This window comes from Vibrio sp. E150_011 (assembly GCF_053544015.1).
In genome coordinates, this window is the sequence record NZ_JBHFOL010000003.1 from 1 (window position 1) to 15578 (window position 15578).

14 protein-coding genes and 1 tRNA gene are annotated in these 15578 nt (G+C 45.4%); 9 read left to right on the forward strand and 6 right to left on the reverse strand.

Going from position 1 to position 15578, the window contains the following annotated elements; genetic code table 11:
• The first annotated feature begins 173 nt into the window (after positions 1 to 173).
• From ACE1OE_RS06230 to ACE1OE_RS06245, 4 genes are all read left to right on the forward strand, one after another.
• Positions 174 to 250: transfer RNA gene (locus ACE1OE_RS06230), tRNA-Arg, on the forward strand.
• Between the two features lie 399 nt (positions 251 to 649).
• Positions 650 to 907 carry an oxaloacetate decarboxylase subunit gamma gene (locus tag ACE1OE_RS06235; protein ID WP_102468227.1) on the forward strand — a complete coding sequence of 86 codons (258 nt, stop codon included), beginning with the start codon at positions 650 to 652 and terminating at the stop codon, positions 905 to 907.
• A 25-nt stretch (positions 908 to 932) separates the two neighbouring features.
• Positions 933 to 2726 carry a sodium-extruding oxaloacetate decarboxylase subunit alpha gene (gene oadA / locus ACE1OE_RS06240; protein ID WP_449210496.1) on the forward strand — a complete coding sequence of 598 codons (1794 nt, stop codon included), beginning with the start codon at positions 933 to 935 and terminating at the stop codon, positions 2724 to 2726.
• A gap of 9 nt (positions 2727 to 2735) precedes the next feature.
• The gene (locus tag ACE1OE_RS06245) at positions 2736 to 3866 is read left to right on the forward strand and encodes a sodium ion-translocating decarboxylase subunit beta (protein WP_102468229.1); all 1131 of its coding nucleotides are present in this window, start codon (positions 2736 to 2738) and stop codon (positions 3864 to 3866) included.
• Between the two features lie 60 nt (positions 3867 to 3926).
• Here ACE1OE_RS06245 and ACE1OE_RS06250 read toward each other — a convergent pair whose 3' ends face one another.
• Positions 3927 to 5075 (reverse strand): OmpP1/FadL family transporter, encoded by a 1149-nt coding sequence (locus ACE1OE_RS06250; protein ID WP_449210497.1) that lies wholly within the window; start codon positions 5073 to 5075, stop codon positions 3927 to 3929.
• Positions 5076 to 5197: 122 nt separating this feature from the next.
• Here ACE1OE_RS06250 and ACE1OE_RS06255 point away from each other — a divergent pair, with 122 nt between their 5' ends.
• The 5 genes from ACE1OE_RS06255 to luxS all read left to right on the forward strand — a co-directional run bounded on the left by ACE1OE_RS06255 (position 5198) and on the right by luxS (position 11797).
• Positions 5198 to 6148, forward strand: a complete 951-nt coding sequence (locus tag ACE1OE_RS06255) for an NADP-dependent oxidoreductase (RefSeq protein ID WP_449210498.1) — start codon at positions 5198 to 5200, stop codon at positions 6146 to 6148.
• Entirely contained in the window at positions 6142 to 6597 is a 456-nt protein-coding gene (locus ACE1OE_RS06260) for a YqaA family protein (RefSeq protein WP_449210499.1), read from the forward strand. Before ACE1OE_RS06255 ends, ACE1OE_RS06260 begins: the two co-directional genes overlap by 7 nt.
• A 9-nt stretch (positions 6598 to 6606) precedes the next feature.
• Positions 6607 to 9456 carry a M16 family metallopeptidase gene (locus ACE1OE_RS06265; protein ID WP_449210500.1) on the forward strand — a complete coding sequence of 950 codons (2850 nt, stop codon included), beginning with the start codon at positions 6607 to 6609 and terminating at the stop codon, positions 9454 to 9456.
• A gap of 88 nt (positions 9457 to 9544) precedes the next feature.
• Positions 9545 to 11128 (forward strand): glutamate--cysteine ligase, encoded by a 1584-nt coding sequence (gene gshA / locus ACE1OE_RS06270; protein WP_449210501.1) that lies wholly within the window; start codon positions 9545 to 9547, stop codon positions 11126 to 11128.
• A 150-nt stretch (positions 11129 to 11278) separates the two neighbouring features.
• Positions 11279 to 11797 carry an S-ribosylhomocysteine lyase gene (gene luxS / locus ACE1OE_RS06275; protein ID WP_372059154.1) on the forward strand — a complete coding sequence of 173 codons (519 nt, stop codon included), beginning with the start codon at positions 11279 to 11281 and terminating at the stop codon, positions 11795 to 11797.
• Between the two features lie 173 nt (positions 11798 to 11970).
• On the opposite strand, the gene ruvX is transcribed toward luxS, so the two are convergent.
• The 5 genes from ruvX to ACE1OE_RS06300 all read right to left on the reverse strand — a co-directional run bounded on the left by ruvX (position 11971) and on the right by ACE1OE_RS06300 (position 15518).
• Positions 11971 to 12396 (reverse strand): Holliday junction resolvase RuvX, encoded by a 426-nt coding sequence (gene ruvX, locus ACE1OE_RS06280; protein WP_102468236.1) that lies wholly within the window; start codon positions 12394 to 12396, stop codon positions 11971 to 11973.
• 2 nt (positions 12397 to 12398) lie between these two features.
• On the reverse strand, positions 12399 to 12968 hold the full coding sequence (locus ACE1OE_RS06285; protein ID WP_372059155.1) for a YqgE/AlgH family protein: 570 nt from the start codon (positions 12966 to 12968) through the stop codon (positions 12399 to 12401).
• A gap of 48 nt (positions 12969 to 13016) precedes the next feature.
• Positions 13017 to 13964 carry a glutathione synthase gene (gshB, locus tag ACE1OE_RS06290; protein WP_102468238.1) on the reverse strand — a complete coding sequence of 316 codons (948 nt, stop codon included), beginning with the start codon at positions 13962 to 13964 and terminating at the stop codon, positions 13017 to 13019.
• A 13-nt stretch (positions 13965 to 13977) separates the two neighbouring features.
• The gene (gene rsmE, locus ACE1OE_RS06295) at positions 13978 to 14709 is read right to left on the reverse strand and encodes a 16S rRNA (uracil(1498)-N(3))-methyltransferase (RefSeq protein ID WP_372059156.1); all 732 of its coding nucleotides are present in this window, start codon (positions 14707 to 14709) and stop codon (positions 13978 to 13980) included.
• Between the two features lie 98 nt (positions 14710 to 14807).
• Positions 14808 to 15518 carry an endonuclease gene (locus ACE1OE_RS06300; RefSeq protein ID WP_372059157.1) on the reverse strand — a complete coding sequence of 237 codons (711 nt, stop codon included), beginning with the start codon at positions 15516 to 15518 and terminating at the stop codon, positions 14808 to 14810.
• Between the last annotated feature and the right edge of the window lie 60 nt (positions 15519 to 15578).

Below are 15578 nucleotides of genomic sequence, written 5' to 3' on the forward strand. Positions count from 1 at the left end.
GAGTACCTGGCTACGAACCAGGCGGTCGGAGGTTCGAATCCTCCAGGGCGCACCACTAATTAGAACGATGGGTTATAAACTGATTTGAGTTTTTAGCGGGTTGTTCGATAAAAGGGCATTGTCCTGATGTGTAGTGATACACACGAAAGTAAGACATACAAAAGCAACATTGTGCGCCCTTAGCTCAGCTGGATAGAGTACCTGGCTACGAACCAGGCGGTCGGAGGTTCGAATCCTCCAGGGCGCACCACTTTTCTTAAGCCCTGCTTTATAGTAGGGCTTTTTATTAACAAAAATTTAGCATTTAAATAACCTTTTAATTACAAATCTTTGTTTTTTAAAGATAATTTTTGGTAATTTTAAGCGTATCTCAGTTTTTAATCCTCACTTTGTTATGTTGTTAACTCAGTATGAAGTTCTGTGTAACTTGCATTACACGATAATTTGTCGGCTTCATCATGGTTTTTCGTTTGAATGACGTTTTAATGACAACTCTACATTAAACAAAATTGACAAACTTTCACCAATCGAGATAATCCTAGTCCTCTTGCAATGGAATCAATGCAAGAACGTATGCATATCTAACCTTAGGCGATGATGCCTATACTCGGTTGAATGACTTGTCAGGATGACAAAGAAAGGACGCAAAATGACTAATATTGGAAGCCTGCTAGGAGATGCGGCTACCCTGATGCTAACGGGCATGTCCGTTGTATTCGTATTTCTCACAATTCTTGTTTATCTCGTTCGGTTAATGTCGAAATTGGTACCAGAAGAAGTACCAGAGCCGATCGCTGCCCCAAAACAATTGAAACCACAACCATCCCCATCGAATGCTGTTAGCCCAAGTGTTGTTGCTGCTATTTCTGCAGCTGTACATCAGTACCGCACTTCGGCCGCGAAATAGATTGAGTTAAGATTAAAAGGAGTTAATGAGCATGTCTAAACCACTAGCTATCACGGATGTGGTACTTCGTGACGCCCATCAATCGCTATTTGCTACTCGTATGCGAATTGAAGATATGTTACCAATTGCTGCGGAGCTGGATAAAATCGGTTACTGGTCATTGGAAACGTGGGGAGGTGCGACGTTTGATTCTTGTATTCGATTCTTAGGAGAAGACCCTTGGGAACGGTTACGTGAGTTAAAGAGAGCGATGCCTAATACGCCAATGCAGATGCTTCTGCGCGGACAAAACCTACTGGGTTATCGTCATTACGCTGATGATGTGGTTGAGAAGTTTGTTGAACGTGCTCACGCCAATGGCATGGATGTCTTCCGTATCTTCGATGCGATGAATGATGTACGTAACTTTGAAAAGGCTGTGAAAGCCACCGTTGATGTTGGCGCACATGCACAAGGCACACTGTCATATACGACGAGCCCAGTGCACAACACCGACACATGGGTTGATCTCGCGAAACGTCTTGAAGATTTAGGTTGTCACTCTCTTTGCATCAAAGATATGGCAGGCTTATTAAAGCCTTATGAAGCCGAAGACCTTATTACTAGAATTAAAGCATCGTGTGATGTCCCATTGGCGTTGCATTGCCATGCCACAACAGGCCTTTCCGCCGCGACAGCGGTTAAAGCTGTCGAAGCCGGGGTTGATATCTTAGATACTGCCATTTCTTCTATGAGCCAGACATACGGACATACACCAACAGAAACGGTTGTCGCGATGTTGCAAGGCACAGAGCGTGATACCAACCTTAAATTGGAACAGATTGAACCTGTTGCAGCGTACTTTAGAGAGGTTCGTAAGAAGTATGCGAAATGGGAGGGGCAAATGAAAGGGGTTGATTCCCGAATTTTGATTGCTCAAGTTCCTGGTGGCATGTTAACGAATATGGAAGGGCAACTTAAAGAGCAAGGTGCAGCGGATCGCCTTGATGAAGTGCTTGAAGAGATCCCACGTGTACGTGAAGATCTTGGTCATATACCATTGGTCACACCAACATCGCAAATAGTGGGTACTCAAGCGGTCATTAACGTCCTGACAGGTGAGCGTTACAAGAGCATTACGAAAGAGACGGCTGGCGTTCTAAAAGGTGAATACGGTACGGCACCAGCTCCCGTAAATGCAGAACTTCAAGCGAAGGTGCTTGCTGGTGCTGAGCCTATTACTTGTCGTCCGGCAGATTTACTTGATGCAGAGATGCATACACTGACCGATGATCTACTGGCTAAAGCGAAATCAGAAGGTATTTCTTTGGCTGAAGATACGGTTGATGATGTACTGACTTATGCCTTGTTCCCTCAGGTAGGTCTTAAGTTTCTGAAGAATCGCCGCAACCCTGATGCGTTTGAACCTGCACCAACTCTTGAGTCAGCTCAACCAGCATCTCCAGTGATCGCATCGACGCCAAGTGCCACAGGCATTGAAGCTTATAGTGTGAAAGTCGATGGTCAAGTCTATGACGTTGAAGTGGGCCCAAAAGGAGAATTAACGTCCGTTACGCCTTCAAGTACCCAAGCCGCGACTCAAGCCGCACCAGTTGCCCCTACCAATATTGAAGCGGTAGGTGCCCCCTTAGCTGGAAATATTTTTAAAGTAAACGTGGCATCAGGTACTCAAGTTCAAGAAGGCGACGTACTGCTTATTTTAGAAGCCATGAAAATGGAAACAGAAGTGCGCGCGGCGCAAAGTGGTGTTGTGCACGATATACATGTCAAAGAGGGCGATGCGGTTACCGTTGGCGCTCCTCTCGTTAGTTTGGCATAAGGGAGTACCATGGACGGATTGATGACCTTATGGTCAGAAACAGGGATCGCTAACTTTGAGTTTGGTCAGATCTGTATGATGTTAGTGGGTGGTTTGTTACTTTTCTTAGCGATAAAGAAAGGTTTTGAACCACTGCTGTTGCTACCGATTGGTTTTGGTGCCGTACTGGCGAATATTCCCAATGCAGGGTTCACCGACCCCGGTGGCCTGCTGTATTACGTGTACTACATCGGGATTGAAACAGGGGTCTTCCCTCTTTTAATCTTTATGGGTGTAGGGGCCATGACCGATTTTGGTGCGCTGATCGCCAACCCTAAAACGTTGTGGTTAGGCGCCGCAGCGCAGTTTGGTATCTTTGCTACGTTGTTCGGTGCAATTTTGCTTAACTACATACCAGGTATGGAGTTCTCGATGCCAGATGCGGCATCGATTGCCATTATCGGTGGTGCTGATGGACCAACAGCTATCTTCTTAGCCAGCCGTTTGTCGCCAGACTTATTGGGTGCGATTGCGGTTGCTGCCTATAGCTATATGGCGCTGGTTCCAATCATTCAACCACCGATTATGAAAGCACTGACTAGCCCAGAAGAACGTAAGATCAAAATGGCTCAATTGCGTCATGTCAGCAAGGGAGAGAAAATTCTATTTCCACTTGCCGTATTGTTGATGACTATTTTGTTTTTGCCTTCAGCAACACCGCTTGTTGGCATGTTCTGTCTTGGTAACTTGATGCGTGAAGCTGGCGTTGTCGACCGTTTATCAAAAACGGCGCAAAATGAACTTATTAATATCGTGACTATTTTCTTGGGGCTCGGTGTGGGATCAAAGCTGCAAGCTGATCAATTCCTGAACTTCGAAACGCTGGGTATCTTGGCGTTAGGTGCGGTCGCATTCAGTATTGGTACTGCGGGGGGCGTGCTTATGGCTAAGCTTCTTAATAAGTACTCAAAAGAAGATATTAACCCGTTGATTGGCGCGGCAGGCGTTTCTGCTGTTCCGATGGCAGCACGAGTTGTGAATAAAGTTGGCCTTGAAGCCAACCCACAAAACTTCTTACTGATGCATGCTATGGGACCAAACGTTGCCGGTGTCCTTGGCTCTGCAGTTGCCGCTGGCATACTGTTAGCACTGGTCGGCTAACGTAAAAAGGGGGATACCAATGTATCCCCCCTTTTTATTTGGTTTGTTATCTAGTCAACATCAATTAAATTTGTAACTGATCCCGACGCTTACCCCAACACCGCTATTGCTGACATTCACCAGGGTTTGTTTTCCATCGCTAAATTGCTTTTCTGCATAGTCTTCTTTAAAGCCTGCTACATCGAAAGTGAGGTTTTGTGTAAATCGATAGGCAAGCCCTATGCGGTAACGTATATCATTTCCGCCGTAGCTATCGATGGCTTCATCGGCACTGACACCACCTCGTAAGGTCAATTTATTCCAATCGTAGCTCATAGAAGTGCCGACTCGTTTACTATGACGATGGCCTTGTAATAACCCGACAGGATCACTGTAATTATTATAGTGGATACCCTGACCATTCCATCGACTTAAGCTAAAGGTATTGTGCCATTGTAGCTGCTCGGTGATTTGAATCGTGCCATAAATACTGGTGATGGAGGGCAGTTGAAACTGAATCTCATCATCTCCAAATTGACTGTCGAATCGATGTGCAATGGCTAGAGTGAACTCTTGGTTTACCGCCCATGTTGCGCTTAACGCACCGCTCCAACCACTGGTGTTGCCTGAGGTTTCAGTTGTGCCGTTACATTGAAATAGGCCGCAACTTTTTTGCTCAAGTAAATAGTCACCGTACAAGTATTCGGCGGTGAGGGCGATACTCACATCGTTATATTGATACGCCAAACTTGGTGCTAAAGAAACAACGATAGGCCTGACCCGAGTCTCCTTTAAATCCGAAATAGGAAGAGGCGCTAAATCAGGCAGTGATATGTCGGCAGCGGTGCGGCTGTATGCGGCTAAGCCGAAATACCAGTTATCATTGATAGGGGTGACCATAAATCCTGCGGGTATAGGGGATGCCTGAGATTTTTGGCTTTCTGTGCCAAAGATGTTGTAGTCAGTCGTGACTTGATAGTAGGTCACGTTAGCGGTCACGGTAGTATTTTTTAATTGCGTCATGCTGGAGGGCGCAGTCGCTAAGATACTTGCATCAACGGCTTTTGCGCCATTTGCACTTGCAAGCGAACTATTGGAGGTAGAAGACTCCCAGAAGTTTAAACCCGTTGCAAAGGATAAGGGGCTGACAAGAGCTAAAGTCAGAGGTGAAAATCGAGAGTAAAGTGGCATGCGCATGATAATGAGTAATCGAGACGATGACAGTAACATGCCTATCTGATGAAATATCAATATTTCGTCAGAATCGTAAATATTTAAGGTTGATTTTTACTCTAGTAGTCTTGGTTTTAAATGGCTAAGATGATGAATACTGCACTAAAAAGGGTACTGTCATGTCATGCAAACAAATTGTTATCCCAGAGTTTGGTCAACCTGAGGTTTTGGATATTCGTGAAGTAGCGATCCCTGAACCTGCTGCTGGAGAGGTACTTGTGAAAGTTGCTTATTCAGGTATTAATCCTATCGATGTAAAAACTCGTGCGGGCCTTGGTTGGGCGGCAAACGAAAACAAAGATAATTTGCCATGGGTACCAGGGTATGACATATCGGGTCGTATTGTCGCGTGCGGCGATAACACCTCTCGCTTCTCTATTGATGATGAAGTCGTTGGTTTTATTGGTTTTCCTATTCTTGGTGGGGGCTATAGTCAATATGTGTGTGTACAGGAATCAGAGCTTAGTACAGTCCCTAACTCCGTAACACTGGAAGCCGCTGCAGCGCTGCCTCTGGCAGGACAAACGGCCGCTCAAGCGATTAACAAAGCGAACATTCAGGCAGGAGAACGTGTTCTGATTTTAGCTGGCGCGGGGGGCGTCGGGCACATTGCGGTCCAAATAGCGGTGGCCGCTAAAGCTGACGTGTATACCACCTGTAGTGAGCGAAACTTAGATTACTTGGCTACATTAGGGGCACATGCTATCAACTATGAATTTGCTCCCGCGTCTGAGCGTATTTCTGATGTTGATGTCCTGATTGATCTTGTTGGGGGCGACGTCGCACTTGATGCTTTGAAGTGTCTCAAAGACCACGCACGCGTCATTACGATTCCTACCTTGTCTGTACAGAGGGTGTGTGAAAAAGCAACCTTATTGGGTTTTTCTGCAAGTGGCATGCTTGTATCGCCGGATACAAAACAAATGGAAACGCTGTTGTACATGGTGAGTGTGGGTTTGTTGAAAACTGAAATACAACATATATACCCATTGCATGATGTAGTGGACGCTCACAAGCAAGTTGAAACAAGTCGAACTCGCGGTAAAGTGTTGCTGGATATGCAATGCTAGAGTCGTTTTCTCAATATCTTGCGCAATCTTGGTTTGCCGACTCTGCGCTGGCCGTTTTATTTATCTCTGGATTTTTAAGTGCCACGTTACTTCCCGGTGGCTCTGAAGCTGGGTTAGTCGCGACACTGAGTCTGGGGCAATACAGTACATTGATGGTCATTTTGGTCGCAACGGTTGGGAACACGTTGGGTGGCCTGACAAACTATTGGATAGGACTTTGGCTGCCAAATCGAACTCAAAATGAAAAGCATGGTCATAAAGCCATAGCTTGGTTACAAAAATATGGCTACTGGACACTTTTGTTGAGTTGGCTCCCAGTCATAGGCGATCCGTTATGTTTGGCCGCTGGGTGGCTGAGAATGAAGTTTCTTCCTTGTGTTGTGCTTATCGCAATTGGTAAAGCGCTTCGTTATGCTGCATTAGCAGCGATTTTCTTCGGTGTATTTTAAGGAATGACTATGAGAAAAATCTGGCTCGGCATGGTGTCGTTAGTCTTTATTTACGGTTGCAGTAGCGACATGACAACATCAACCGATTTACCTAACGGCGTGCGTCTTGTTGAAGAGGCCAAAGCAGATTCCAGTAAAACCATGATCCCATACTCTAAGTATCAATTAGACAATGGTTTAACCGTGATCCTTGCACCAGACAATTCAGATCCGCTGGTTCATGTCGATGTGACTTATCACGTAGGTTCCGCACGTGAAGAGGTCGGAAAATCAGGATTTGCGCATTTCTTTGAGCATATGATGTTCCAGGGCTCAGAGCATGTTGGTGATCAGCAGCATTTTAAGATCATTACTGAAGCTGGCGGATCATTAAATGGTACGACGACACGAGATCGTACTAACTACTTTGAAACAGTACCGGCGAATCAATTAGAAAAAATATTGTGGCTTGAAGCCGATCGAATGGGCTTTTTGTTGGGTGCGGTATCGCAGCATAAATTTGAAATCCAAAGAGACACCGTTAAAAATGAGCGCGCTCAGAACTATGACAATCGACCATACGGCTTAGTTTGGGAAAAAATGGGTGAAGCGATGTACCCTGAAGGGCACCCATACTCGTGGCAGCCAATTGGATATGTTGAAGACTTAGACCGTGTTGATGTGAATGATTTGAAAGCATTCTTTCTACGCTGGTATGGCCCTAACAATGCGGTATTGACCATTGGTGGTGATATCGACAAACAACAGACACTGGAATGGGTGAATAAATACTATGGCTCGATCCCTCGAGGTCCAGAGGTCGATAACGCGCCAAAACAACCCGCTATTGTCCCTAAAGATCGCTACGTCACACTTGAGGATCGGATTCGTCAGCCAATGGTGGTGATAGGATGGCCGACAAACAGTTATCGTGGTGCGGATAATCAAGCAACGCTTGAAGCAATGGCCGACGCCATTGGCGGTGGAGCAAATGGTTTGCTCTATCAAAAACTGATCAAAACCCAGAAAGCACTCGATGCCGGAGCATTTACTGAATGTAATGAGTTGTCGTGTAATTTTTATATTTATGCCATGGGAACCTCTACCGATAAAGATGGCCTCAAAGCCTTGTATCAAGAGCTCTTAAATACTTTAGACGAGTTTGATAAAGAAGGGATTAGTCAGGCTCGCTTGGATCAGATTACGGGGTTATCAGAATCAGGTTCCGTATTTGCATTACAGAGTGTCAAAGGAAAGGTCACTCAACTTGCTTCTAATGAGACCTTTTTTAATACACCAGACAGGCTTGAACAACAGCTTGCGCAAATTCGAGCCGTCACACCGCAAGGCGTTCAAGCCGCTTACAATGAGTTTGTTAAAGACAAAGCGAAAGTGACGTTAAGCGTAGTGCCGAAAGGTCAATCTGATATGGCGGTACAAAAGGCGAACTTTGAAACTCCGAAGCGAACCCTGCCTGCATATACGAAGGTCACGGAGGATCAGTTGACCTTCCGACGACCTGTCGATAATTTTGATCGTAGTGAGATGCCTAAGGTCGCACAAGCGGTTAAAGCGACCATGCCTGAGCTCTATGAAGTGCATTTCGATAACGGTAGTGAGTTATTAGGGACGACCAGCTCCGAAACTCCGACGGTGGAGATACATTTCCAGCTTCCTGCCGGTGACCGTTATGTCGCGAAAGGCAAAGAAGGTCTCGCAGAAATGACCGCTTCCATGATGGAAGAGGGGACAACGTCATTGAGTGTCGAAGCACTGCAAGCGAAGCTTGATCAGTTGGGCAGCCAGATTAGTATCAGTGCGGGCTCTTACTCGACAAGAGTGACGGTCTCTTCTCTTGAAAAAAATCTGCCTCAAACGCTAGCGTTGGTGGAAGACGTGCTCTTTAACCCAGCAATGAAGCAAACTGACTTTGATAGGCTCAAAGCTCAGATGTTAGAGGGGTTGGTTTATCAACACCAAAAGCCAAGCTGGATGGCATCACAGGCCACTCGTGATGTCTTGTTTGGTAAGACAGTCTTTGGCCGCTCATCAGATGGCTCGGAAGCCTCAATTTCTTCGATCAGCTTAGATGATGTGAAAGCATTCTACCGAGAGCACTACACACCGCAAAGTGCTCAGATCGTTGTGGTTGGTGATATCAGCCGTAAGCAAATAGAACGTGAGCTCGATTTTTGGAAAACATGGCAAGGCAATGCCGCGCCACTGTTTACACCAGAAGCGGTCACACCGTTGAAAGGACAACATATTTATCTAGTTGATAAGCCCGCCGCGCCGCAAAGTATTGTTCGTCTTGTGCGTCAAGGGATGCCATTTGATGCCACGGGTGAGCTATATCGAAGCCGTTTAGCGAATTTTAATTTAGCGGGCAACTTTAATAGCCGAATCAATCAAAACCTTCGTGAGGACAAAGGTTATACCTATGGTGCGAGTGGTTATTTCGCCAGTAACCGAGAAGTGGGTGCGATTGTATTTAACGCACAGGTTCGCGCGGACTCAACGATTCCATCGATTGAAGAGTTGTTGAAGGAATTGAAAAACTACAGCGAGAATGGCATGACCCAAGAGGAGTTGAGCTTTATGCGCTTGGCCGTGGGCCAGCAAGATGCGTTGACCTACGAAACACCCAGTCAAAAAGCTAGCTTACTTTCAAGTATATTGACCTATAGTTTAGACAGAGATTATCTGAAGCAGCGCAACGACATTGTTGAGACAGTCCAGAAGTCTGAGCTAGATGCCTTAGCGGCGAAATGGTTCGATCCAACTCAATATCAGATAATTGTCGTCGGAGATGCGAAGATGTTAAAACCACAATTAGAGAAACTGAATATTCCAATTGAAATGCTTGAAATCTCTCAATAGAGTGACCATATAGGGGGGATAGGAGTGGCACTGATGACGTTTCACCTAGCCCTCAATGAGAATAACAAACATATAAGCGAATCGCATTTTGACTAATTTTGCTACGCGACTGGAGCAGGTTGCTAAAGACCGGACTGTCTTTAAACAGTTTGGTCGTGGTGTAGAGAGAGAGACGTTACGATATACAGAAGATGGCCGTTTGGCTATGACGCCTCACCCAATGCAACTTGGCTCTGCTCTGACAAATGAATATATCACTACGGATTTTTCTGAGTCTTTGCTCGAGTTTATTACGCCGGTATCTCACGATGTAGATACATTGGTAAATCAACTGTCGGATATTCATCATTTTACCCAAGCGAAACTAGACAACGAAAAGCTATGGCCGCTTTCGATGCCTTGTTATGTTGGCAATGAAGATGACATCGCACTCGCGCAGTATGGTAGCTCGAATTCAGGAAAGATGAAGACGCTGTATCGCCAAGGTCTTAAGCATCGCTATGGCAGCTTAATGCAGGTTATTTCCGGTGTGCATTTTAATTTCTCTTTCCCTGAGACATTTTGGGATGCGCTCCACGGTGAACAAGAAGAAGCGGATCGTCAGGCCTCTAAGTCGGAAGGGTATTTTGGATTGATCCGAAATTACTATCGCTTTGGTTGGTTGATTCCATACTTCTTTGGTGCCTCACCAGCGCTATGCAGTTCGTTTGTTCAAGGAAAAGAGTCGGCATTACCCTTTGAAAAGGTAGGTGGGACGCTTTATTTACCAGAGGCTACGTCGTTACGGTTAAGTGATCTCGGTTATACAAATAATGCACAAAGCTCGCTTAAAATTGGCTTTAACAGCCTAGGGCAATATCTTGAGGGATTGAATCAAGCGATTCATACCCCATCGGATGATTTTGCTAAAATCGGCGTGAAAGTGGATGGTGAATATCGTCAATTAAACGACTACGTTCTTCAGATTGAAAATGAGCTATATGCGCCAATTCGTCCTAAACGTGTCGCTAAAAATGGTGAAAAACCGTCAGAAGCACTTTCTAGAGCGGGTGTTGAGTACATAGAAGTTCGCTCACTAGATGTGAACCCGTTCAGCCCAGTAGGAATTACCAAAGAACAAATACGTTTCCTCGACTTGTTTATTACCTGGTGTGCATTGAAAGACTCTGAGCCAATGGATGATTGCGAGCTCGAATGCTGGCGTCAAAACTGGAATAAAGTCATTCTTGAAGGTCGTAAAGAAGGGCTAGAGCTCAAAATTGGCTGTGATGGTGAGAAGCTGAGCAGCCAGCTTTGGGTGAAACGTGTCTTTAAGGACCTGCGTAGCATTGCAGTATTAATGGACGAAGCTCATGGCAGTGATGACTATGTAGCAGTCTGCGATTTACTTGAGCAATGGAACGAAGACCCAGAGAAAACCATCTCAGGACAGTTACTGTCTATGACAAAAGAGTTGGGCGGCCTAGGCAAGGTTGGCTGTGAGTTAGGGAAAAAATATCGTGATGCTAATACCGCAGAGCAGTACCGGGTTTATAGCGAAGCCATGATGGAAGATGAGGTGACACGCTCGTTTGCAGCGCAGAAAGCCATCGAAGCAGCGGATAAGCAAGGATTTGATGAATTTCTAGCGGATTATTTTTCCCACTTACAGTCGAGTAGTGAGTCTAAGTAGCAAGGTAAATTTAACATAGCCGCGATTTAGGCACGGCAAACAAGGTCTGTATTCCTACAATACAGACCTTGCGTCGTTTGTAGTGTCCTTTTACAATCACATTACATTGTCTGGCTTCATTTTGTTTGAGGCCTTAACGGAGAAATTACGATGCCTTTATTGGATAGCTTTACCGTCGATCACACAAAAATGCATGCGCCAGCAGTACGCGTTGCGAAAACGATGCAAACCCCAAAGGGTGACACGATTACCGTATTTGATCTGCGTTTCACTATTCCGAACAAAGATATCTTGTCAGAAACAGGAATTCACACACTTGAGCATTTGTATGCTGGATTCATGCGTGCTCACCTAAACGGTGCACAAGTTGAGATTATTGATATCTCTCCAATGGGGTGTCGTACGGGTTTTTATATGAGCTTGATTGGTACACCATCGGAGTCTGATGTGGCGAAAGCATGGCTAGATTCAATGCAAGATGTATTGAAAGTTGAAAGCCAAAATAAGATCCCTGAATTGAATGAATACCAATGTGGAACCGCTGCGATGCATTCTCTTGAAGAAGCTAAGTCGATTGCTGCGACGATCATTGAAGCAGGGATTCAGGTCAATAAAAATGACGAATTGGCATTACCTGATTCAATGTTGCAAGAACTCAAAGTTGACTAGTCTCAGTGTTGACTTGGAGTTAATGTTGATTCTGAGTTAGTGTGAAACTGCAAACTATTGATTAAGTTTGAGTTTTAAAAAGGATGGCTTTGCCATCCTTTTTAGTTTTTTTGTTTGTTAAACAAAGAGGGGTCACAAACAACACTGGTTAACGTGTTTACGACACGAGCCGGCTATCCCCACTGTGCCTCAAACCAACTTTCTAAGATAACGACGGCAGACTGGCAGTCGACATTCCCTTTTGATAGCGCTTTATACCCTCCCATACTGAAGAGATCGGCTCGAGCTTCGGTTGTGGAAAGTCGCTCATCTTGAAGCTCTACCGGTAAACCAAATCGACCGTGAAGTCGATTCGCAAACTTCTTTGCTTTTGGGGTGATGGTGTCGAGATCCTTGCCGTGCAGATCCGTCGGTAAACCGACAACAATCAGGTTGGGTTGCCATTCTTTGATTGTTTTTTCAATATCGTCCCAGTTTGGAATGCCTTCTTTGGCTTTAAACGCCTTCAGTGGGTTTGCTGTCCCTGTGACTTCTTGCCCAATGGCACTGCCAATGCTTTTTGTTCCAAAATCAAAGGCGAGTATGGTTCTTGCTGTCATGATTATGCGTGTCCAACTTGAGTGGAGAGTTGAGCTATATCAATACCAAGCATCTGAACAGCACTGTGCCAACGATCCTTGACGGGCGTGTCGAAGATAACACTCGTGTCAGCCTCGATCGTCAACCAAGAATTGTCTGCTAATTCCGTCTCTAATTGACCGGCATCCCACCCCGCGTAACCGAGCGCAACTAAATAGTCCTCTGGCTGAGCATCGGTGCCTAACACGGCGAGGATATCCTTGGACGTCGTGACGGAAAGTTTCTCGGTGATCTGAATGCTGGATTGATATTTGTCTTTTGGTTTATGCAGAATAAAGCCACGGTCTTCAGAGACAGGGCCACCGTTGATAACGGGCTCTTCTAAACTTTTACTGTGCTGAATTTGAGAGGCGATCGGTAGATCGTTTTGCACCTGTAAAAGCATGTTTGCTACCGTGACATCAATAGGGGTATTGATGATGATACCCATAGCACCGTCATTATTGTGTTCGCACACGTAAACAACTGTACGTTGAAAGTAGGGATCTTTCATACCTGGCATTGCCACGAGGAAGTGGTTTGCTAAGTTCATTTTCGCCTCCTAACACTGATGGTTTGATCTGAGAGGATTAGCTCTCGATTATTTACCTAATCGGCGTTCAATTGCATCCATGAGTTTACCCGTGATAGAAACATCAAATGCGGCTTCGATCTCACGGATACAAGTAGGGCTCGTCACATTGATTTCTGTGAGTTTGTCACCAATGACATCAAGGCCTACAAAGATTAACCCTTTTTCCTTTAAAGTAGGAGCGACAGCAAGCGCAATCTGCTTATCTGTCTCACTTAATGGACGAGCTTCACCTGTGCCACCTGCAGCAAGGTTACCACGCGTTTCTCCCTTAGCTGGGATGCGTGCTAAGCAGTACGGCATTGGCTCTCCATCAACCACAAGGATGCGTTTGTCTCCATTACTGATATCAGGAACAAACGTCTGCGCCATTGCGTAGTTTTGTCCGTGGTTGGTCAGGGTTTCAATGATGACAGAAACATTCGGGTCATCTTGTTTTACGCGGAAAATAGAGGCTCCGCCCATTCCATCGAGTGGTTTTAAGATCACATCACCATGCGTATCGCGAAACGCTTTAATTTTTTCGGCTTTACGGGTCACGATCGTCGTTGGCGTCAGCTCAGGGAACCAGGCGGTAAACAGCTTTTCATTACAATCACGTAAGCTTTGAGGCTTGTTGACAATAAGTGTGCCTTTTTCTTCCGCTCTTTCTAGGATGTAAGTCGCGTAGATAAACTCGGTATCAAAAGGGGGATCTTTACGCATTAACACCGCATCAAGCTCAGATAATTCGATCGTTTGTTCTGAGTCGAATTCATACCAACCATTAGGGTCTTCTATTAACGTCACCACTTTAGTGTCGGCAACGGCAACGCCTTGGTCAAGATGCAGATCTTGCATTTCCATATAGTGGATTTCATATCCGCGACGCTGTGCTTCGAGCATCATGGCAAAGCTAGAGTCTTTTTTGATGTTAATAGACGAGATTGGGTCCATTACAATGCCGAGTTTAATCATGTTCGTTCTCCAGTTAGCCTAAATCGCCGAAGCGTACTTGAAGAGCGGTGATCGCTGTTAATGCAGCGGTTTCCGTTCTGAGTACGCGAGGACCAAGCAGGGTTTCTTCAAATTGGTATTGTTCAGTCATTTCGATCTCTTGTGGTGAGAGTCCGCCTTCTGGGCCAATTAATAGTCTTACTTTTTTGATTGGCTCTGGAAGGGTATTAATCGAATACTTAGCACGAGGATGTAGATTGAGCTTCAGTGCATCTGAGGGCTCTGCACACCATTGTTCTAAGGGCATAATAGGTCGTATGGTGGGGATGGTATTCCGACCACACTGCTCACAGGCACTGATCGCGATCTTTTGCCATTGCTGCATTTTCTTTTCAAAACGTTTGGGGTCAAGTTTGACACCACAACGTTCAGAAATAAGAGGGGTGATAGTATTTACACCTAATTCAACCGATTTTTGAATGGTAAATTCCATCTTGTCACCACGAGAGATCACTTGACCAAGATGTAAATCGAGAGGGGATTCGATACTGTTCGCTATTTTTTTTGTGAGCATGACAGTGACGGATTTTTTTGTTACCTCATGAATTGTCGCAGGAAACTCATGGTCACTGCCGTCAAAGAGCAATACATCTTGGCCTTCTTTCATGCGTAATACGCGTCCGATATGATTTGAGGCTTCCTCGCTAAGAGCAAGTGTGCCCAAGCTTTCAATGGACTCTGGGTGATAAATACGAGGTATGCGCATAATGACTTCCGACGGACAAAAAGGTGTAGAGATATAACATGGATGCAAGCCCTAGAAATTACAAGGGCTTGCTAACGAAAATTATGCCTGAGCGAGTGTTATGATCCGTTCTGACAAGCCTCTGCGACGTAAGGGTTACGGTTGCCCTGGCGGGCTGCAATTCTCTTGTCGCGTTCACACTCCCAAGCATCCGCCGGATACGTTCGATTCCAAGCATTCATTAACTGGGTTTGCTGCTTTGATAGTGTAAAGCCATACTCTTGGCTCATATACAAATACGTGCGAGCGATCGACCCTCTTGCTCTGTCAGGAGGCATGACTTTGCGTTGCTTAAAGTTTACCTGCATTTCACACCGCCCATAGCTGACACCATCAATGCCATTCCACTGACTGAAATTGTAGTTTGAACGGTCGCCATTTACCTCTCCAATCGTCGGGGTCAAGTTATGAAGGTCGGCTTCCATTAGGCGAAATGTTTTGTCATTTTTAGTGCAGTTCTTTCGTCCCCCCTCTTGCCAGCATTGACGCTGGTGGCCAAATTGCCAAGCGGGTACAACGTGTTCCCATTCAATGCGACTCGCCCGCTTTTGCTGCTTTCGGACTTGGTAACCACAAGAGGCGAGATCGGGTGTCCCTTTTTTACCTTGCCATTGAATGTCACAGCCACAATAGAAGCTGACAGGATGATCGGCATAGATTTTTACCGCCTGCCTTTTTGCCGAACTAAAACTGCTCGGTGGTGCTGAAAAAGCCTGCTGAGGAATAAAAATTAACCCGATTAAGGAGAGTAAAATGAGATGAATTTTCATTAAATAGTCTGAGATAAGTACGAGATAACCTAGTGTAGATCGCGTTATTAATGATGACTA